This is a genomic window from Streptomyces zaehneri (assembly GCF_032248645.1).
GTDB classification, from domain to species: Bacteria; Actinomycetota; Actinomycetes; order Streptomycetales; family Streptomycetaceae; genus Streptomyces; species Streptomyces coriariae.
Genome location: NZ_JASTTJ010000015.1, coordinates 74198 through 93015 on the forward strand (window position 1 = coordinate 74198; position 18818 = coordinate 93015).

An 18818-nucleotide genomic window follows, 5' to 3' on the forward strand; every position below is an offset into this window, starting at 1 on the left:
AGTCTAAGGGCTGGGGCCCCGTCGGCGGCGCCGGATGAGAGGGAGCTCGCACGACGAAGTGACACAGAACGTGTGTCCTCACCTGTCGTGGCCTGCCGCTGCGGACGACGGACGGCTCCCGCACCCGCCCCGCATCCGGCCCGGACTTCGCGGGACCTTCGCGCGACCTTTACGGAACCGGTGCCTCCGCCACGCGTCGCCTGTACGCGCACGACCGCGGAGGCGAGGCGGGACAGAGGAGGGGTGGCACGACCGCGGAGGCGAGGCACGACCGCGGAGGCGAGGCGGGACAGACGAGGGGTGGCACGACCGCGGAGGCGAGGCACGACCGCGGAGGCGAGGCGGGGCAGACGAGGGCTGGCCGTCGGACACCGGGCGCGCGTCAGCGGGCGGCCGGGCGCAGGTCGGGCAGCAGCGGCACGAGCCGGTCCCACCGCTCGATCTGGCAGCCGTTGCTTCGGTCGTACGTCGCGTCGACAGGCCGCCCGGCCCAGCGGCCCGTGACGTGGGCGGTGGCCGGCCCGCCGTACCGCATGGTGCAGATGGCGCCGGCCGCGGCGGGCGCGAAGGCGTCCCTGCCCCACCGGGTGTTCCGGTCCACGGCGCGACAGGCGCTTCCCGTGTCCGGGTGACTGCCGCCTTCCGGGTGGCAGTACAGCTCGAACGTCCCGTTCGCCCGGCCGCCGGCATGTTGGACGGTGACCGTGAGGTGATCACCTGAGACCCGGTCCTCCTCCCGGACGGGCGGCGGCGCGAGCGAAGCGAGCGAGGTGGCGTCGGTGACGGCGGCGACCGACGTCACGGCCCCGGCTGTCCCGGCGGCGTACGCCGTGACGGGCCCGGTGGCGGACGAGGCGACCACGGCGGCACAGGCGGCGGAAGCGGCGACGGCGAGCCGTCGGAGTGGGGTGACCTGGAACATGACAGGACTAACGCGACGCCCCCGACGACGTTGCGCCCCGGCAACCGCTTTGCCCTGCGACCCACCTGCCTAGTACCGTGGACGCCGATTGGTGACACGCCCTTCGACTGTGTCATCATCTGCACGCACCACTCGCCCACACGCGAGCGGTTGTGCTGGAGGCGTCGCCTAGTCCGGTCTATGGCGCCGCACTGCTAATGCGGTTTGGGACTTCAATCCCATCGAGGGTTCAAATCCCTCCGCCTCCGCGCGATCACCGAAGCCCCGGTCCACCCGACCGGGGCTTCGTCGTTTCCCAAGACCCTCCAGACAGGCGTTTCCGCAGCTCACAAGCGGTATGGCAAACGGATTTCACATGTCGGCGGCAGTCATGTAATGTTCTTCCTGTCGCCGCGAGCGGGCCGCAAGGGCCGGGAGCCAAGACAGAAAAACCGAATAACAAGCACTCGTAGCTTAACGGATAGAGCATCTGACTACGGATCAGAAGGTTGCAGGTTCGAATCCTGCCGAGTGCACACAGGTCGAAGGCCCCGGAGAGATCCGGGGCCTTTGGTGTTTCCGGGCCGTACAGCAGCGAAGTACAGCAACGGTTGATGTCAGACGTTGATGTCAGCCCGTCGGGCCGCCGCCCATCGCTTCGGACAGCTTGCCGAGCGCGGCGCGCACCTCCTCCTCGCTGGCTTCCGCGGAGACCTCCATCGTCATGGCGATCTGTGAGTGCCGGAGGATGCGCTGTGCCACCTTCGGGTGGACCTTGAGCGCGACGAGCAGCGAGCTGCACGTGTGCCGGGTGTTCCTCAGGGTGATCACCCGGAGGGCCGGCCCGTCGGGCCCGCAGGGCGAACATGCGCGTGAAGTTCCCCGGCTCGATGGGCGTCCCGTACTTCGTGGTGAAGACCAGGCCGCGGGTGTCCTGCCAGAGCTCCCCGGCCGCCTTCCGGTCCCCGGTCTGCTGAGCGTGGCGCATGCGGAGCGCCTTGAGACAGAACGCGGGGAGGGGAAGGAAGTCGTCCGACTCTTCGGTCTTCGTCTCCCGGTGGAGTATCTGACGCCCGCCCGCTGAATCTGGTGATCCACGACAGCTCGGCTGTCTCGAAGCCGATCGACTTCCAGGTGCGCCGAAGGCGAACTCGTAGGCGCGGCCGTCGATGGTCGGGCCGTCGACACGGACCTTGGACGCGGCAGCGACAACGGAGGCACCGGCACGGCCCCCAAGGCCGAGCACCAGGACCAGGACGCCGAACACGGCCGGGGTCTGGGCATGGTCAGCGCGATCGCTCACCAGGTCGTGATCCACGACAGCGACGGCGGCCACACGGTCACCGCGGAGCTCTTCACGGACGTACGCCGAGGAGGCCACCCATGCTGAGGACGACGACCAGCCCCGGCTTCTGGTGCGAGTGCTGGTCGGAAAGGCTCGGCGGGCAGCAGCCGCCGGCGCTCTTCGGACCCTTCGACGCCTACTCGGCGGTCGAGGCGAACAACTGGGTGGGCGAGTTACAACTTTCTCTACTGGTTCAAGGCGGCCCGCCTACGGCGGTCCGCGCGCGCTGGCGGCCGGGGCCCGCCGCCGCTCCCTGTCTCCGCCACCGCTGCGCCGGCCCCCCGCCGCTCAGCGCGCAACCTCGCCGAGACGGACAGCCAGAGCGCAAGCAACCCGACGAGCCCGAGCGCCAGGACCAAGCTGAAGACAGAGCGACGGCAGAGCGCACGGCCACCGTCCCTTCCGTGGAAGCCCGGAGGCGAGCCAGGCCCTGCCCGTACGCACAACGCCTCAGCAGGTGGGACTGCGGATCATGACGCATCGAGGAAGCGTGGCTGAGGTCCGGCAGGGGTTGCTGGAGGCACACGTGACGGGTGCTCGTTCGGCGAACCCGCCGTCGTGGCTGACTTTCCGTGGCGGCGGTCAGAACTGGGTCTCACCTGAATGAACTTCATGCGCGTCTCACTCCAACTCCCGCGTGCAACCAGCGGATAAAAGCGGCCACGGTCAGAACGATGCCTTCGGAGGGAATCGTTCGCGACATGGATAGCCGAGTTATTCGTGATGCTGGTTGATCTAAGCCCATTCGAGTGAATATCCAGAGGTCATTGCGGCATCCGAGGTACCGCTTACCGCGCATCTCGTTACCTGTGCCATAGCTAGAAAGTTGCAGCATCCGCAAAGTCCTCTGATTCACTCACAGAGAAAGGTAGGTCACCGATGAAGGCTTTCCGGGGCCTCGTAGTAGGGGTGGCGGCTGGCGCCCTGTCTTTGGGGGGCGTGGCGCTCGCCAACCCGTCCGTTGTTCCTGTCGATCGGGTGATCGCTTCCCTCGCTCACCCCGCCGGCCACGACGGCGAGGACGGGGACAGCTACACATCGCTGAACCTTGACCACAACTGCAAGGGCGGAACGTTCGGGTACTGCACCTAGAACGCGACGTTCAACCCGACGATCACGCTGAACCTGCTTGGCCTCATCGGGGGTTCCAACGGAACCAACAACCCGACCAACGCCAACGGCGGGAACGGCGGGAACGGCGGGAACAACGGCAACAACGCGAACGGGAACAACGGCAACAACGCGAACGGCAACAACGGCAACAACGCGAACGGCAACTGACACGGTCGCCTGATGCACGTTGGCCACTGTGGCACGGCGTCCCCTTGCGCTGACCGCAGCCGAATCCTCGGTCGCGTTACGTAGGGGGCGCCGGCAACGGGCACGAGGTCCCGGCGCCGCCCGTCCGGGCGGCGCCGGGGCGGGCGCGGGACGTGGGGCACAAAGCGGTGCACGGCTCTCCGCCCCTGCACATGCCGGTGAGACGGCAGATCACGAGGATCATCATGGAGCAGTTCCGGAAGGCAGTGGGTGACTCCGCGCCGCCCCGAAGCTCGGACACACCAGTGAGCCCGACCAGAGCGTTCGACGCAGCCGGACCGACAACGGAGCACGACGAACCGTCCGCCCCTCCCGACGCCGACGGGAACACCCTCCCCGCCGAGGAAGCCAGGGGGGACACCGCCCCGCGCGTTCAGCTGACGGTTGCTCTGGCATTTCTGACGCTCACGGCCGCGGTGCTGCTCGGCGCCGTGGTGTGGCACCTCGGCATGGTGTTTCTGACTCTCGCGCCTGCCAGTTCCGTGACGAACAGATATCAACAAGCGATCAACGGTCACATCTATCCCGAATTCGGCCAGAACTGGCAGATGTTCGCCCCCAATCCACTCGCCCAGAATGCGTCGGTCGGTGCGCGGGTCCAGACGTTGGGGCGTGACGGTACCCGGCACACGTGGGACTGGGAAAATCTGTCCTTTTCGCATATCGAGGCCATGAAGCACAATCCGGTCCCCAGTCATCTGGACCAGAACGTGCTTCGCCGCTCCTGGGATTTCTATATCGAATCCCACGACCTGAAGGACAATCCGACGAATGGTATGCGGAGCGCGCTGTCCACCGAATACTTGTCGCGGATCGCGCTTCAGCACTTCGGCCGCCAGTGGAACGGCGAGCGGGTCGTGCGTATCCAACTCGCCTGCCGCACCAACGCCATTGCCCCGCCGGAGTGGACGGGCCAGAAGGCGCCGGACACGACGGCCTACAGAGTCCTGCCGTGGTGGCCGGTCGAGGAGAAGTTCTACAAGGAGCTGTGACGTGCACGAAATCCGCAACGCGGCGACGGTCCCCGTCCCGGCACCCCCGCACCCCGCGGACGGCTTCACTGCACCCCGGCCCTCATCGGCCCCGGCCTCACCACCATTGCCGTCCCAACCTCCCACCGCTCGGGTTGCGGTGCGCGAACGTGTCCTGGAGAAGCTGTCGGGATCCATCTCTTTCGCGGGCCGCACCCACTTCCCGTACCAGGCAGCCGTCATCCGCATCGGCTACGGCTTCTTCGTCGCCTGCTATCTGCTGCGAGAGTGGCCGAACCGCCGGGTGCTGTTCGGTGACCACAACCCCTGGTCGCTGACCATGGCCAGGACTCTCAACGCCGACACTCACGCGTTCACCGTGCTCACGTGGTCGGGTAGCCGATGGTGGTTCGAGTTCGTCTATCTCGCGGCGATCGCGGCGGCCGTGCTGCTCATGCTGGGTTGGCGCACCCGCGGCACAGCGGTGCTCTTCCTCGTGGGAGTGCTCGCCATCGAGAACCGGAGCCCCTTCGCGGGAGACGCGGGTGACGACATCATCCGCATCATGGCGGTGTACCTGGTCTTCACTCGCTGCGGCCAGATGTGGTCGCTGGACGCCCGGCGCCATGGGGCGCAGGCCGGTGATGCACGACGCGACCGGGCCGGCTCGACGTGGTGGCTCGCGCTCGGCCCGCCGCTGCTGTGGGCTTCATGCGTCCACTGGCACGGCTGGCTCGCTGTCTTCTGGGTGATGTGGAGCGTCCAGGGCCTGTGCCTCGCCCTGGAGCGGTGGGCTCCTCGCGCCACGATGCGCTCGCTGCTCGACTCCGGCGCGGGCATGCTGCACAACTGCGCGATGCTGGTCATCGCCGCTCAGGTCTGTTTCATCTACGCCTCAGCGGGCCTCTACAAGAGCCAAGGGACGAAGTGGCAGGACGGCAGCGCCGTCTACTACGCGATGCACCTGGATCTCTTCCGCCCCTGGCCGTGGCTGACCGACCTCGTCTCGACGAACATGCTGCTGGTCTTCCTGCTGTGCTACGGCACGGTCATCATGCAGATCTCCTTCCCCTTCACCCTCCTGTACCGCAAGATCAAGAACGTGCTGCTGGCCGTCATGATTCTCGAACACGTGGGGATCGCGGTCGTCCTGGGCATCCCCTTCCTGTCACTCGCCATGATCGTCTGCGACTTGGTCTTTCTGCCCACAGCCCTCCTCGTCTGGGCCGATGGCCGGACCGCAGGGCTGATGCGCCGGCTCCGCGAGCGACACGGACGGTACAAGGGCCGGCCATGCCTCGAAGGGGCGTGAACGTCCGGTGAGCCTCCCCCGCCGCCCCGAGAGCCGGCTCCAGAACCTCGCGCTGCTCGTCTATGACGGCGACTGCGGCTTCTGCGCCAGGTCGGTGCAGTTCATCGAGCGTCATATCCAGCCCAAGTGCGCCGTCACCGCCTGGCAGTTCACCGACCTCACCGCACTCGGTGTCGCGGAGCAGCGGGCGCAGCGGGAGATGCTGTGGATCACTCCGACGGGCACGGTGTACGGGGGCTCCCGAGCCCTTGCCAAGGCCCTGCTGAGCGCGGGCCGAGGATGGCGCATCCTCGGCGCTCTGCTTCTCACGCTTCCCGTCCGGTGGCTGTCCCAGGGTGTCTACCGACTGATCGCGAACAACCGCCACAGCCTGCCGGGCGGCACGGCGGCCTGTTCTGTGGGAAGTGGCCAAGCTCCGGGACCTGGACGACGAAGGGGTCTTCGACGCGATCAAGCGTGTCGTCGTGGCGTTGAACGAGATCAATGAGGACCACGACGACTGGTAGCCGCTGCAGTACGGCAACGAGGTACAGCAACCCCAGCAACCGCCAGCACCCAATACCGCCTCTACAATCCTCCCCGCCGTCCGTATGACCTCCAATGACCGATCTCTACAGAGCTACGGATCAGAAGGTTGCAGGTTCGAATCCTGCCGAGTGCACACAGGTCGAAGGCCCCGTCAGTTCAACTGACGGGGCCTTCGACATCAACTGGTGACATCAACGCCCAGCGTGCTGCCTCTTTTGGATCTTCGCCCCTGGGGTTCCGGACGAGCGATACAGTGCGCGCCGTGGACATACCCGACTGGTTCGCCTGGATCTTTCTCGGCCTGGCCGTCTTGCAGATCCTCGGTCTCGTGCCCATCATCCACCGACTGCGCGGACTCGACTCCGCGGTGCGCTTCAAGGCGCGTCTCGACCTGCTGGATGCAGTCGGTGGCCTGCTGCTCTTTGGCGGCTCGCTTCTGAGTCTCGTGGTGGCGGGACCCTGGTTGTGGATCGCGGTCCCCGGCTGGGTGCTCATGTCCGCTGGCTACGCCATAAAGGGCGTCCACCGGCTCCGCGCCCGCCGCCCCGCGGCCTGATCCGGGAGACAGGCTGTGGACCGGCCTCAGTGGCGACGTCATCAAGGTGCCCGGTTACGCGGTGGCGTCTCTGGGGTCGTCACCGAGTGCGTCGTCCATCCGATCGGCGGCGGCCTTGAGCGTCGCACTCATGACGTGCGCGTAGGTGTCGAGGGTCATCGTGATCGTGCTGTGCCCGAGGGTTTCCATGATCGTGCGAGCGTCCACGCCCTGAGCGCGCAGGAGTGACGCGCACGTGTGTCGGAGACCGTGCACACGCACGCGTCGTACGCCTGCTTCCCGGCACAGGGTGGTCGGCATGCGGTTCAGGCTGCGGGGTCCGTGACGCGGCCGGTCATCGTCGTGAAGATCAGCCCGCCACGGCCTCTGGCCCGCCCTGCCGGGCAGAAAACGAAGAGGGCGACACCCGCGGGAGTGTCGCCCTCTTCGTTTTCTGCCGTCTCAGTTCCCGGCTCGGCCGGCCTCGGAGGTTCGACGACGAGGCGGGGAGCGGCGCAGGACGCGCAGGGACACTTCCGTCCCTGCGGACCGGCTAGTGGTCGTTGACGTAGTAGTGCGTGGTCACGCTGCCGTAGTCCGGGCCCAGCCAGACCGCGACGCTGATCGAGGTGTCCTCGGGGAGGTCGTAAATGCCCCCCTGCGAAGCACGAGCCGAGGCGCATGCGCCCTCTCCGCCCGAGGCGGTGAGTGTGTAGCGGATGTGATACGCGCCGCTCGGGTACTGGACGGCGATCTGGACCCGGGGTGAGACTCCGTCGGCGTCCGTGTCGCAGACCGAGACGATGTCGCCGTACTCGGCGATGTAGGCCGTGCCACCCGGGTTGGAGTCCGAGGTGGTCCACGTGTGGTCCCAACCACCGCTGGGCGGATCAACAGTCGCCGACGCCGACGTCGCGTTGGCGAGTGCCCCGCCGGCAAGAAGAACCGTTGCGGCCAGGGCCGCAATCTTGTGGCGCATCGTTACCCCCTGTTTGTACCCGCTCGGGCAGTCCGGCGGGCCGTGGTGACCGTACGTCAGGTGGGCATACTTTGCGATCATATTTTTCACCGCGCCATCGCGGGCCATCTCGTTTCCGCTGTCCGACCGTTTCCCGTGCTGTTTCGTGCTTTGGCACGGCCTTCACGGCGTCCAGTTGGAGCGCCGAGCCGGACGTACGACCTGGACGCCGTGGGCCGCGTCTGCTCGGCTTTGCCTGGTTCGACGGCCTACGGGACGGGAGCACCCCCAAGACGGGACGGGAGCACCCAAAGACGCTGTGCCCGCCTGCGTCCTCACAGGACGACGTGCCTCGCTGCTGTACGGCAACGAAGTACAGCAACCCCGGCACGGGGTGGCGACTCTGACCGGGTCCGCTGCGACGCGCCCCCACTCGTGGCCGTCCTTCAGGTTCCTCCTCGCCGTCAGGGGAGCGCCGGCTGCTTACCGCGAGGGTCTCGCCGCCAGGGCAATTGCCAACGTAAGAGTCCGTTTCGGCCGCTGACGATCACGGCGGCATTGCGCGTCATCGGCAACCCTCGTGCCATGGCAACCTGCGTGCCGACACACCCGTTTGGACCCGGAGGTACACCGCGCGTGGCGGCGAAGACCAATCCCACTGTCAGGAGACGCCGTCTCGGCGCCGAGCTGCGTCGGCTCCGCGTGCTCAGTGGGCTGAAGAGCACAGAAGTGGCCGAGCGGCTCATGGTCTCCCAGCCCAAGATCAGCCATCTGGAGAACGGCAACCGTGCCATCAGCCCCCGTGATGTGCGCGACCTGTGCGTGATCTACGAAGTGACGGACCAGCAGGTCGTCGACTCCCTCATGGAGATGGCCAGGGAATCCGGCCAGCGGGGCTGGTGGCACCCCTATGGCGAACTCTCCGGCAGCGTCTACATCGGCCTGGAGACGGACGCCGCTTCCCTGCACACCCACGCGCCCATGATGGTGCCCGATCTGCTGCAGACTCCTGCCTACGCCCAGGCTGTCATCGGGGAGACCATTCCTCGGCTCACTGCCGAACAGGCCGCCACGCAGCTCAAGGTACGGCTGCGCCGCCAGCACCGGATCTACGACCTGGCCTGCCCGCTGAACCTGTGGGTCATCATCGACGAATCGGCCCTGCGCCGCGTCGTCGGCGGCCCGGACGTCATGCGTGAGCAACTGGAGCACCTGAAGGCACTCAGCGCGGAGCCGCACGTCACGGTGCAGGTCCTTCCCTACACGGTCGGCGCTCATCCGGGACTGTCAGGACAGTTCTCCATCCTGCGGTTCGCCGACAGTCCCGAGGCGGGGGTGGTGTACCTGGAACGGTTCGCCAGCGATCTCTACCTGGAGAAGCCGTCCGACCTGCGGCACTACAACGTGATGTACGACCACCTCCGGGCGCGGGCCCTCACCCCGGACAGCAGCCGTGACTTCATCACCGACATCGCCAAGACGTACGTCGACGCGACGGTCCCGTCCTGATCGACTCGCGTACGAACCACAGGTCGGCGCCAGGATTCGGTGAGGGAGCCGGTGCGTCGTCGGCGGGCTCAGTCGAGGGTGGCGAGGTGATCGGCATCGCCGCCTCGCCACTCGATGAGGAAGATGGTCGCGTCGTCGGTCGTGGTGCCGCCGCGTTCCTGTTTCAGGGCGTGGGAGAGCGCCCGTACCACCGCCCGTACCTGGGGATGTTCGCGGAGGATCCGATTGGTCCACTCGATCAGCTGCTCCTCACCGAACTGCTCCCCGCCGGCCTGGTGTTCCTCGATCAGGCCGTCGGTGAAGCACAGGAGCCGGTCCCCGGGTTGCAGCATCCGCTCGCTGACCACCGGCTCCTGGCCGCCGAAGCCGACCGGCAACGTGGTCGGGCTCTCCAGTCGGTCCACCACTGCGCGGTCACGGATCAGGAGCGGGGCCGGGTGGCCTGCGTTGACCCACTGCAGTCGGCCCGTGGTGATGTCCAGGATCATCATCTGGGCGGTGACGAAGTGGTCGGGGCCGAACTGGTCGTTCACGGCCCTGTCCATGAACGCATACACCTGGGACAGATCCGTATGGGCCCGTCGCGTGTGGCGATAGGCGCCGATGGCCACCGTCGCCATGGTCGCCGCGTCCAGCCCGTGGCCCATCGCGTCGATCATGGCCATGTGCAGGATGTCGCCGTTGAGGGCGTAGTCGAAGCTGTCGCCGGCCACGTCGTAGGCGGGCTCCAGGATCCCGGCCACCTCGACCTGCGGCACCGTCATCGACAGCGGGGGCAGCAACGACCACTGGATCTCGGCGGCCACGCTCATCGGGGCACTGCGGCGGGCCTGGAAGAACTGGTCGGTGTAGGCGTCCTTGGTGACGATCATGTCCGCGACCAGACCGGCGAGTCTGCGCAGCAGTCGCCGATCGTCGTCATCGACGCTGTCCAGGGTGACGGCCATCACCCCGATCTGGTCGCTGCCGTCCAGCAGCGGCAGGTACATCCGCACACTCCCGTCCTGCGGCACCTCGACGGTTCTGCGGCTCAGGAACGCGTCGCCCGCAGGGGAGTCCTCGACCGGCTCGGGGCCGCCGAGCTTCAGCCTCCGGCCCGGCAGCGGCACCAGCAGCACCTGCTCGTAGTCCTGCAGGAGGATGGAGACGTCCCGTCCCCCGACCCTGGCCACCTCTTCCGCGACGAGTGGGGCGATCAACTGCGGCGGCATCTCGTGGGCGCGGTCCAGCAGCACCCCCAACAGCCGTTCGCCGAATCCCTCCGACCGGTCCACCCCGATCCGGTCCGGCTTGCGCCCGCCGTCCACCATGGCTGTCTGCTTCCCTTCGTCCCGGGCAGGGGGAACTCATCGGGGTGGCAGCGTCCACGCGGTGTTCACCGGGCGGCCCGGTGCCCCGGCCTCGTCGAACCGCAGCCGGTGCGGGCGGTGCCGACCGGACGGCGCCGGCGCTTTCGCCACCCCGACCACGTGTCGGACGTGGCGCCCCGAGGCGACGCGCACACCCCGCTTCTCTCGGACCCACCCGGCAGGCAACGGCGAGCAGCGTGGCACCACGCAGTCGACCGGCTCAGGCTCGCATCGCCGGCCGGCCCGACGAGCCGATTACGCCATGGGCGGCATGTCGCCCCGGGCCTCGGTCACCACAAGAGCCTTGGGCGGCGGGGGCGGGAGCACGCGACCGATGAGCGGGCCGGGTTCGGGACATCGGACACCCGTCCTGATCGAACGGGCCGTCGGTGGCCATGGGCGGCCGGTCGGCCGGTAGCGCAGCGTGCTTCAACGACCCCGGCGTATACACACCGGGGTCGCCCTTCCGGGCCGGTCGCACGTGAGAGTGTGCCGACCCGCTTTCATGGTAGCCCTGGCGCACATTTCGGTCATATGGCGTCTCGTGGTTCGCGCGGGTCAGGTTTCGTCGGTCTGCGTACGGCCGTTTCCGGAGGACCGACTGGTGACCAGCCAGGAGCGTGCGGGCTCCGCTGCGCGCGTTGTGTCCACCGTGAGGTGGAGGCGGGTTCCGCCGGCCACCGTGCCGACGGGATAGCTGCGCTGCTCGGACGAGGCGAAGCAGCGACGGAGAACCTCCGCGACCTGGCGGGCGGCCTCGGGGGACGAGGCGACGAGACGCACGTCGACGTTCCCGGCTCGGGGCGGTTCCGGTGACTCCACGGGGTGCGGCCGTTCCGGCCTGCCCCCTGCTTCCACCGGGGTGCGGGCCGAGTCGTCCGTGGCACCGCCCGGCTCGGTGTCGTCGACGGCGGGCGACGCGGAAGGCTTTGCCGCTCGTCGGCTCTTCGCCCGCAGGCGGCCGATTCCCGGCAGCGCGTCACCGTAGCGGTAGGCCGCGATCCTCGCGTCGTGCTGCGCGTTGAGCTGATGGATCAGGACGATTCCCATGGCGATCACGGCGATGATCAGTACCGCGGTGACGACGGTCTCCACGTCCTCACCTCCCTCGGGCGGAGCGCGCCGGGGCGGTCCCGTTCGGTGAGGGCTCTACCTCTGCTGGTCGCGGTCATGGCGCGAACCTGTCCCCGGGCCCGTCTTGGACGTTCCGGTCCTGTAGCTCGCCGAGAACGGCACCAGCATCTGATCTGGTGTGCGAAGTGCTCCCGGTATTCCGACCCTACTCCGCTCGAAGGCCCCTGCGGGGGGAGTGTGTGACCAGGCGTTCTCCCGGAGAACGCGCCGTCCGGGCCACCGTGCGGGGACGGCGCCTCGATACCGGACACCATGTGCCGTGCCTCCCCCCTGGTGATCGACCGTCCGTTCCGGACCGTGCCTTGGGCCGGGCTCGTCCGGAAGGGGAGCGCACGGGGGAGGTCCATCCGCCGACGGCACGGTCCGTTCGGCTCGGCCGGGGAGTACGCTCGAAGTACCGAGGATATTTCGCGCACCGGCTTCCATGCTCGTGTCGTTTTCGGCGATCGCATAGGCCGGGCCGACCGCGGTCGGCCCGGGGCAGGGTTCGCGTCATGGCTGCGACCATTTCCCTCTCGCCGATACTCGAAGACCGGCTCTCGACGTCCTCCGCCACTTCTCCCTCCCTCCGTCTGTCGCTGGCTCCCGTCGGCTCCGCCCCGGCGCTGCTGGACGGTGCCTGGTGGCCCCGTTCCCGTGATCTGGCGGCTGAACTTCCTTCCCTGACAGCGGCATTGGAGCCGTCGTGGGGGCGGATCACCCGGGTCACGGTGAATCCCACCCACTGGCCGGTCGTCCCGCGCAAGGTGCCCGTCGGCGGGCACGTCGTGAAGGTGGGCTGGTTCCTGGCCGAGCAGGACCCGCACGAACTGCTGCTGCTCTCCTACCGCACGGGCCGCTGGAACCTGCTGGTCGTCCCGCCGCGGACGGATCCCGTCTCGGCCGCCTGGCTGATGTCCGCCGCGAGCGACCCACGGGGCGCATCGACCGCGAGCCGGTTGATGGAGGAGGCGGCGCGCCTGCGGACGGCGTCCGAGGCCGACCGGGCCGTCGAAGCGGTCTGGGACTCCGAGGGAGGGCACGGGGCCCGCGAGCCGTCCGCGCGTCCACGGATCCCGGCAGTCGTGGCCGAGGGCGGAGTCGAGCCGTTGCACGTGTCGCGGCCCGGTCCCCTGCTGATGGGGAGGTGAGGACCATGGAGACCTTCGCGACCCTGGTCGTCGTCATGGCGATGATCGCTCTGGGCGTGCTCCTCGTCCACTTGGCCAACCGCGTGCTCCTCGTCCACTTGGCCAACCGCCAGCACGCGATCGCACCGCCGCCTTCCACCCAGGCCGCCCCTGGGCGGCCTGGCGGAGACGCGGCACCCGGAAGGGAGTGAGGTGAGTTCCCGTGATCCCCACGATCCCCCTGCTCCCCACGATCCCCGTCAGGCTCCTGGCGGACACCGGCAGGGAGCCCATACTCCCCGGCACCGCGGTCCTGCGGATGGAGACGACGTCCCGGCGCACGGGGACGTTCGACGGCGCGTGGTGGCCGCGGTCACGCGACCTCGAGAGCCAACTGTCCGGACTGCTCGCAGTGTTGACCGCCCGGCTGGGTCCGCTCGCCCGTGTCGGCCTCGACGCGGGCGCCTGGGACGAGAGGCCGGGCCATCTGGTCGTGGACGGTCGTACCGTCCGCATCGACTGGTCGGCCGTCGGCGACGACACCATGATCGTCACTCGGGGCGACCAGGACCACTTCATGTTCCTGGTGATCCCTCCGCGGACGGCTCCCTCGCTCGCTCGCGCCGCGATGGCCATGGCCGTACGGGACGACAACGACGCCTCGGCCGAACGGATTCTCGCCGCCACCGGCGTCACCCCCGCCGACCGGACGCCCGTACTGCCCGGCGCTCCCGGCTGGTAGCCCGGCGCCTCGCACATCGCGGGCTTCGGTGCCGGAAATCGCGTTCGAGAACCGTGTTCACGGACCGACGGCATGAACTCGGTTCGCCGGGACGGAAGTTCATCCCGTCCGTCACCGCGCACGCACACCCGACACCCACACGCGTCCGGACAGAGGAGCCATGGCCCTTCCACAACTGAACATCCACCCGTACGAACGCGGCACCCGCACTCTGATCACCCTCACGGGAGTGATCGGCCCGGCCACGGCACCGCCGGCGCGCCAGGCGTCGGCCGAGTGCCTGAGCGATGACATCCGCAGCAGGACCTTGCGACCGCACCAACCGTCGCAGAGCATGGCCCCCGACATCGAGGTCACCGGCTCCGAGTTCCCGCTCGATTCGTTCCCTGTCGCCTCGTTACCCGTCGCCTCGTCACCCGTCGCCGGGGCGCGATCGGGTCGGATCCCCTTTGCCACGGGCGGTGCGCGGTGACGCCCCCGCTCGGCCGGCAGCAGCCGCCGCTCGGTGACGGCAGCACACCGTCCGCCATGGACGCCTTACGTCTGCGTCGACTGAACCGCTGGCAGGCCGAGACCCTCAAGGAGGATCTGGCCGATCTGTACGTGGAGTCCTCGCGGGCGCAGCCCGGCGAGGGGTACCGGAGCCGGGAGGCGTTCCTGCGGCGGCTGACCGGCGCCGTCCGTCGGCCCGGCTTCGCCCTGCTGATCGCGGAGAACACCGCTTTCGCGGGGTGTGTCTACGGATTCCCGGTACGGCGCGAGGGTACGTGGTGGCGGGGGTTCGACGGGCCCCTTCCGCGGAGCGTCGAACAGCTCACGGCGTCCGGGCACGTCTTCGCGATCACCGAGACAGTGGTACACCCCCACACGGACGACCAGCGCCTGGCCCGCCGCCTTCAGTACCGCCTGCTCGCCGACCATCACGCCTCGCTCGGGGCGACGTTGGTGGAACAGGCCGACTCGGCGGTCTGCGACGCCTTCCTGTCGTGGGGCTGGCAGGACATCGGGTTGGTTCGCCGGCCGTCGGACCGGCAGGCTCTCCGGCCGTCTGACCCTGTGGTGCTCCGAGCCCTGGTCCTTCCCCTCGGGCTCGGGCCGCGTACGGCCGCCCACCCGGACGGGCTCGCCCACGAGAACCGCACCCAGCGGCCCGGCTGACGAACGCCGTTCAGCGCGGTGCCCGGCGGGGGCCACCGAATTGCCGACGACTCCGCGTGATCGAGGGTATGACGCTCAGTCGGAAATGCGAATCAGAGTATTTACGGAGCACTGTCCGCTGTTTGCGTGAGGGGGAAGTGCCCCTGTTTCGTTGCCGTCGGGTAAAGGATATTTCTGCGTAATATGCGGCAGCAGTGAAAAGGCTTCCGGGTGATCGGTAGGGCCCGGTACGCCACGGCCCCCACAGAAAATGGCTTTGATGAAGCTGAAGATCCCTCAAGCAGCTGACCGCCGCACTCTGTCCGGCTTGCTGGCCTCCGCCCTCGCGGCGACGGTTTCCGCTGCGATGGTCTTCCTGACGCCGACGGCCGCGTCGGCGATCGCGTTGCCCGTACCTCTGGGCACCACCGCCACTTACTCGGTTCTGGCGGGTCAGGGAGTAACCAACACCGGCAACTCGGTGCTCGCCCACGACCTCGGGACGCACCCGAATCCGGCCATCACCGGATTCCCGCCCGGTCAGGTGGGAGGCGCCATCCACGCTGCGGACGCCGCGGCCCTCCAGGCCAAGGCCGACCTGCTCGTGGCGTACAACAACGCCGCCGGCCAGGCCGTGGACTTCGCGCTTCCGGCGGGAATCGGCGGCGGCCCGGCGCTGCTTCCCGGTGTTTACCACGCCACAGCCGGTGTCGGCATCACCGGCGACCTGGTCCTGGACGGTCAGGGCAGCTCCGACGCGGTCTGGGTGTTCCAGATTCCCGAGTCCCTGACGACGGCAACCTCCAGCCGGATTCTCCTCACCAACGGCGCTTCGGCGTGCAACGTGTTCTGGCAGATCGGCGAGGACGCGTCGCTCGGCGTCACGACCAGCTTCGTGGGCACCCTCATGGCCGAGAACTCGATCACCGTGAACCAGGGAACGAACGTCGAGGGCCGGTTGCTGGCCGAGGTCGGTTCAGTGACCCTCAACAACAACAGGATCTTCCTCGGCGGGTGCGCGGCCTCCACCACTGGTGGAGCGACGGCGGGAACGACCACCGGCACCACCACCGGCACCACCACCGGTACGACCACCAGCGGTGGGCTCCTCGGCGGCGGCCTGGTCAGCGGTGGCCTCGTCACTGGTGGCGTCCTGGGCGGGCCCATCGTCGGGACCGGCGGCACCTCGGGCAACACCGCCGGTAACTCGTCCGGAAACACCTCGGGCAACACCGCCGGGAACAACGCGGGCAACACCGCCGGGAACACCACCGGCGGGAACACCGCAGGCAACAGCGCCGGAAACACCACCGGCGGAAACGGCCCCGGCGGGAACGGCCCCGGCGGGAACGGCCATGCGCCGGGCGGACCGGGCGGACCGGGCCACGGTGGCAACGGTGGCAACGGTGGCAACGGTGGCAACGGTGGCAACGGAAAGCATGACCACGGCGGCAAGCTCGACCTCGGGCAGTACATGCACCCCGGCAAGCCCGACCACGGCAACTATGACCAGGGCCGGGAAGACCACGGCCAGGGCGATCACGGCCAAGACGACCACGGCAAGTACGACCACGGGCAGGACGACCACCGGCAGGACGACCACGGCAAGCAGTCGGACGAGAACTTCGGCTACGACGACGTGCCCAAGAGCCACGGGGGCGACGACCACTCCCAGGGTCACGAGGGCTAGGCAGCGCACAGCGGTCCGTCCGCTCACCGGATGACAGCGCGCGGCGGATTCTCCTCGAGTCCGCCGCGCGTCGTCGGGGGCGGCCGACGCGGAAAGCAGGTGCGAGCGGCTGAAACGAGAAAGACAGGGTGCGCGGTGTCGGGCGGAATTGACTCAGCGGATGTGAAGGAATTCCATCACTCCGAATCAGGTCCGGTCGTGCGGGAACGTGCAGACGGGACGGCTGCGCCGCCCAAGTTGCCGAGAGGTGCCCGTGCGCTGAAATCCGGACTGTGCGCCACCGTGGTCCTGTGTCTCGTGGCGAGTGTCGTCCACGTGCTTCTGGTATTTCTCCACGTGGCACCGGCCAACACCGTCTCCAAGCGATACAGCCCGCTGATCAATTCATGGGTCTACCCCTTCTTCGAACAGAATTGGCGGCTTTTCGCTCCGGACCCCGAATCCGTCAACCGGCAGATTCTGGCGAGAACCGCGCACACCGGCTCCGACGGATCGGTTCAGGTGAGTCCCTGGTTCGACCTGACCGCCGTTGACCGTTCCTCGGTCCTGCATGATCCGTTCCCGAGCCACACGGCACAGAACATGTTGCGCCGTGCCTGGGCCGGCTACGTCGACTCGCACGGCGGAGACGACAAGGCGCGCACCGAACGCGCCCTGATGATGCAGAAGTACCTCGGCAACATCGCCGCGGACCGAGCCGCCGCCCGCAAGAACGGCCCCTTCGACTTCATCCAGCTCCGCGTCGTCACACTGCCCGTCCCCGTGCCCGGCCCCACCGCCGGCAATCGCCCGCCGACGCCGGCCGAGAACCGGCTCCTGCCCTGGTGGAAGGTGACCCGCCATGGAAAGTGAGGCGCTGAGGGCCGTGCCCGCCCGCGTCGACCGATGGCTCGCCGGCCGGATCACGGTCGTGTGGGACCTCCTGACCGGCCGCCCGGTGTCCCTGTACGCGGCGTCGGTGCTGCGCATCGGCTACGGACTGCTCTACCTGGTCTTTCTGCTGCGTGAGTTCCCGCACCGTGACGAGATCTGGGGTCCGGGTTCCGCGTGGACGCCCGCCCTGGCACACCAGCTCTTCGAGCAGACGGGCTGGTTCAGCGTTCTGGTCCTGTCCGACAGTCGTGCCTACTTCGAGCTCTGCTATCTGCTGGCGCTGGTCACGGCCGCACTGTTCATGCTGGGCTGGCGAACCCGAGTCCTGTCGGGCCTCTTCGCCGTCGTGGTGACCTCGTTCCACGGCCGGGCGATCTTCATGACGGACGGGGGCGACAACCTGGTCCTGCTGATGTCCATCTACCTCGTCCTCACCGCGTGCGGCCGGCGCTGCTCCCTGGACGCACGCCGGAGCAGGCTGAAGGCGGCCCGTGCGGGCAGCGCGTCGGAACCGGTCGGGGGTCCCTTCGCCCGGCAACTCCGCGATGCCCGGACCACGTTGGTCACGGTGGTGCACAACTGCGGCATGTTCGTGATCGCGGCGCAGGTCTGCTTTCTCTACGGTTCAGCCGGCCTGTACAAGGTTCAGGGAGCCTTCTGGGGCGGCGGCACCGCGCTCCACTACGTCCTGAACCTCGAACTGTTCCAGCCCTGGCCCGCCGTCTCGCACTTCGTGGACGAGTACACGCTCGTGGTCGCCGTGGCCGGCTACCTGACCGTGCTCTTGCAGGTGGCCTTCCCGTTCGTGCTCTTCGGCAGGCTCAAGTATCCCGTCCTCGCGATGCTGTTGGGCATGCACGTCGGGATCGCCGTGCTCATGGGGCTGCCTCTGTTCTCCGGCGCGATGATCGTCGCGGACGCCGTGTTCCTTCCCGACCGCTTCTACACCTCGCTGCTTCACCTCTGCCGACGCGCGGCGCGGCGGACGGACAGCAGCCGGCCGGCGCCAGGACCAGCGGCACGCCCTGGAGCCGTACCCGCGCAAGGAGGGCCGGGCCGTGCGCCCGGCTCGACGCATCGAGCCGGGCTCCCGACAGGGCGGAACGACACCATGCCTGCCGCCGAGCCCGCGTCCCCCGGGGCCCCCTCGACAACGGCTGAGTGACCCCGCTGCCGCGACAGGGCACGAGTGGCCAGGCGCCCGTTCATGACTGCCCCATCGCCTCACAGGGGCGACCGGTCGGCCCCGGTACGGACGAAGGGGCGTAGGCGTCGGTCCATGAAGGTACCGGGCGCCCGCACCCACGCCCCATGGTCGTCATGGCCTGTCAGGCGGGCCTGGCCAGGCCGTCCGCGCCGTGTCCACCGGTGGCGAATCCTATTTATTGCCCAAGAGGACGCGAGA

General features: G+C 68.4%; 16 protein-coding genes, 2 tRNA genes and 3 pseudogenes. 15 read left to right on the top strand and 6 right to left on the bottom strand.

Annotated elements, in window-relative coordinates; translation table 11 throughout:
* Positions 1-382: 382 nt before the first annotated feature.
* Positions 383-922, bottom strand: a complete 540-nt coding sequence (locus tag QQM72_RS24030; protein WP_314222941.1) for an SSI family serine proteinase inhibitor — start codon at positions 920-922, stop codon at positions 383-385.
* Between the two features lie 157 nt (positions 923-1079).
* Here QQM72_RS24030 and QQM72_RS24035 point away from each other — a divergent pair.
* Positions 1080-1170 (top strand) — tRNA-Ser (locus QQM72_RS24035).
* Between the two features lie 194 nt (positions 1171-1364).
* Positions 1365-1437, top strand: a tRNA-Arg gene (locus QQM72_RS24040).
* 94 nt (positions 1438-1531) lie between these two features.
* Here QQM72_RS24040 and QQM72_RS24045 read toward each other — a convergent pair.
* Positions 1532-2037: pseudogene (locus tag QQM72_RS24045) on the bottom strand (tyrosine-type recombinase/integrase); the annotation flags it as partial.
* 68 nt (positions 2038-2105) lie between these two features.
* Here QQM72_RS24045 and QQM72_RS24050 point away from each other — a divergent pair.
* The 5 genes and pseudogenes from QQM72_RS24050 to QQM72_RS24070 form a co-directional block, all read left to right on the top strand.
* A pseudogene (locus QQM72_RS24050) lies at positions 2106-2291 on the top strand (ATP-binding protein); the annotation flags it as partial.
* 1460 nt (positions 2292-3751) lie between these two features.
* Positions 3752-4558 carry a DUF5819 family protein gene (locus QQM72_RS24055; protein ID WP_314222942.1) on the top strand — a complete coding sequence of 269 codons (807 nt, stop codon included), beginning with the start codon at positions 3752-3754 and terminating at the stop codon, positions 4556-4558.
* A 139-nt stretch (positions 4559-4697) separates the two neighbouring features.
* Positions 4698-5849 (top strand): HTTM domain-containing protein, encoded by a 1152-nt coding sequence (locus QQM72_RS24060; protein ID WP_314222943.1) that lies wholly within the window; start codon positions 4698-4700, stop codon positions 5847-5849.
* 7 nt (positions 5850-5856) lie between these two features.
* Positions 5857-6216: pseudogene (locus QQM72_RS24065) on the top strand (thiol-disulfide oxidoreductase DCC family protein); the annotation flags it as partial.
* A 423-nt stretch (positions 6217-6639) separates the two neighbouring features.
* Positions 6640-6933: a hypothetical protein gene (locus QQM72_RS24070; protein ID WP_314222944.1), complete on the top strand. Its 294-nt coding sequence runs from the start codon at positions 6640-6642 to the stop codon at positions 6931-6933.
* A gap of 54 nt (positions 6934-6987) precedes the next feature.
* On the opposite strand, the gene QQM72_RS24075 is transcribed toward QQM72_RS24070, so the two are convergent.
* Both QQM72_RS24075 and QQM72_RS24080 read right to left on the bottom strand, forming a co-directional pair.
* Positions 6988-7233: a tyrosine-type recombinase/integrase gene (locus QQM72_RS24075; RefSeq protein ID WP_314222945.1), complete on the bottom strand. Its 246-nt coding sequence runs from the start codon at positions 7231-7233 to the stop codon at positions 6988-6990.
* Positions 7234-7465: 232 nt separating this feature from the next.
* Positions 7466-7891 carry a hypothetical protein gene (locus tag QQM72_RS24080; protein WP_310435005.1) on the bottom strand — a complete coding sequence of 142 codons (426 nt, stop codon included), beginning with the start codon at positions 7889-7891 and terminating at the stop codon, positions 7466-7468.
* 615 nt (positions 7892-8506) lie between these two features.
* Here QQM72_RS24080 and QQM72_RS24085 point away from each other — a divergent pair.
* Positions 8507-9379 (top strand): helix-turn-helix domain-containing protein, encoded by an 873-nt coding sequence (locus QQM72_RS24085; protein ID WP_314222946.1) that lies wholly within the window; start codon positions 8507-8509, stop codon positions 9377-9379.
* Between the two features lie 68 nt (positions 9380-9447).
* Here QQM72_RS24085 and QQM72_RS24090 read toward each other — a convergent pair whose 3' ends face one another.
* Positions 9448-10689 (bottom strand): PP2C family protein-serine/threonine phosphatase, encoded by a 1242-nt coding sequence (locus QQM72_RS24090; protein ID WP_314222947.1) that lies wholly within the window; start codon positions 10687-10689, stop codon positions 9448-9450.
* A 597-nt stretch (positions 10690-11286) separates the two neighbouring features.
* Complete coding sequence (locus QQM72_RS24095) at positions 11287-11550, bottom strand: hypothetical protein (RefSeq protein WP_314223035.1); 264 nt, start codon at positions 11548-11550, stop codon at positions 11287-11289.
* Between the two features lie 806 nt (positions 11551-12356).
* Between QQM72_RS24095 and QQM72_RS24100 the strand changes: the two genes are divergently transcribed.
* The 7 genes from QQM72_RS24100 (at position 12357) to QQM72_RS24130 (ending at position 18578) form a co-directional block, all read left to right on the top strand.
* A complete protein-coding gene (locus tag QQM72_RS24100) occupies positions 12357-12992 on the top strand; it encodes a DUF5994 family protein (RefSeq protein ID WP_314222948.1) in 636 nt (211 codons plus the stop codon).
* 5 nt (positions 12993-12997) lie between these two features.
* Positions 12998-13183, top strand: coding sequence for a hypothetical protein (locus QQM72_RS24105; protein ID WP_314222949.1), 186 nt, complete (start codon positions 12998-13000; stop codon positions 13181-13183).
* An 11-nt stretch (positions 13184-13194) separates the two neighbouring features.
* Positions 13195-13713 carry a DUF5994 family protein gene (locus QQM72_RS24110; RefSeq protein WP_399078409.1) on the top strand — a complete coding sequence of 173 codons (519 nt, stop codon included), beginning with the start codon at positions 13195-13197 and terminating at the stop codon, positions 13711-13713.
* Between the two features lie 528 nt (positions 13714-14241).
* The gene (locus tag QQM72_RS24115) at positions 14242-14871 is read left to right on the top strand and encodes a hypothetical protein (RefSeq protein ID WP_314222950.1); all 630 of its coding nucleotides are present in this window, start codon (positions 14242-14244) and stop codon (positions 14869-14871) included.
* Between the two features lie 259 nt (positions 14872-15130).
* A complete protein-coding gene (locus QQM72_RS24120) occupies positions 15131-16540 on the top strand; it encodes an ice-binding family protein (protein WP_314222951.1) in 1410 nt (469 codons plus the stop codon).
* Between the two features lie 162 nt (positions 16541-16702).
* Positions 16703-17392: a DUF5819 family protein gene (locus QQM72_RS24125; RefSeq protein ID WP_314222952.1), complete on the top strand. Its 690-nt coding sequence runs from the start codon at positions 16703-16705 to the stop codon at positions 17390-17392.
* On the top strand, positions 17382-18578 hold the full coding sequence (locus QQM72_RS24130; protein WP_314222953.1) for an HTTM domain-containing protein: 1197 nt from the start codon (positions 17382-17384) through the stop codon (positions 18576-18578). Before QQM72_RS24125 ends, QQM72_RS24130 begins: the two co-directional genes overlap by 11 nt.
* Positions 18579-18818 lie beyond the last annotated feature (240 nt).

What these genes read in the sequence shown, in the direction of transcription:
- QQM72_RS24030 (WP_314222941.1), bottom strand. Translation starts at nt 922, where the DNA reads ATGTTCCAGGTCACCCCACTCCGACGGCTCGCCGTCGCCGCTTCCGCC.
- QQM72_RS24055 (WP_314222942.1), top strand. Translation starts at nt 3,752, where the DNA reads ATGGAGCAGTTCCGGAAGGCAGTGGGTGACTCCGCGCCGCCCCGAAGC.
- QQM72_RS24075 (WP_314222945.1), bottom strand. Translation starts at nt 7,233, where the DNA reads ATGCCGACCACCCTGTGCCGGGAAGCAGGCGTACGACGCGTGCGTGTG.
- QQM72_RS24080 (WP_310435005.1), bottom strand. Translation starts at nt 7,891, where the DNA reads ATGCGCCACAAGATTGCGGCCCTGGCCGCAACGGTTCTTCTTGCCGGC.
- QQM72_RS24090 (WP_314222947.1), bottom strand. Translation starts at nt 10,689, where the DNA reads ATGGTGGACGGCGGGCGCAAGCCGGACCGGATCGGGGTGGACCGGTCG.
- QQM72_RS24100 (WP_314222948.1), top strand. Translation starts at nt 12,357, where the DNA reads ATGGCTGCGACCATTTCCCTCTCGCCGATACTCGAAGACCGGCTCTCG.
- QQM72_RS24105 (WP_314222949.1), top strand. Translation starts at nt 12,998, where the DNA reads ATGGAGACCTTCGCGACCCTGGTCGTCGTCATGGCGATGATCGCTCTG.
- QQM72_RS24115 (WP_314222950.1), top strand. Translation starts at nt 14,242, where the DNA reads ATGGACGCCTTACGTCTGCGTCGACTGAACCGCTGGCAGGCCGAGACC.
- QQM72_RS24120 (WP_314222951.1), top strand. Translation starts at nt 15,131, where the DNA reads ATGAAGCTGAAGATCCCTCAAGCAGCTGACCGCCGCACTCTGTCCGGC.
- QQM72_RS24130 (WP_314222953.1), top strand. Translation starts at nt 17,382, where the DNA reads ATGGAAAGTGAGGCGCTGAGGGCCGTGCCCGCCCGCGTCGACCGATGG.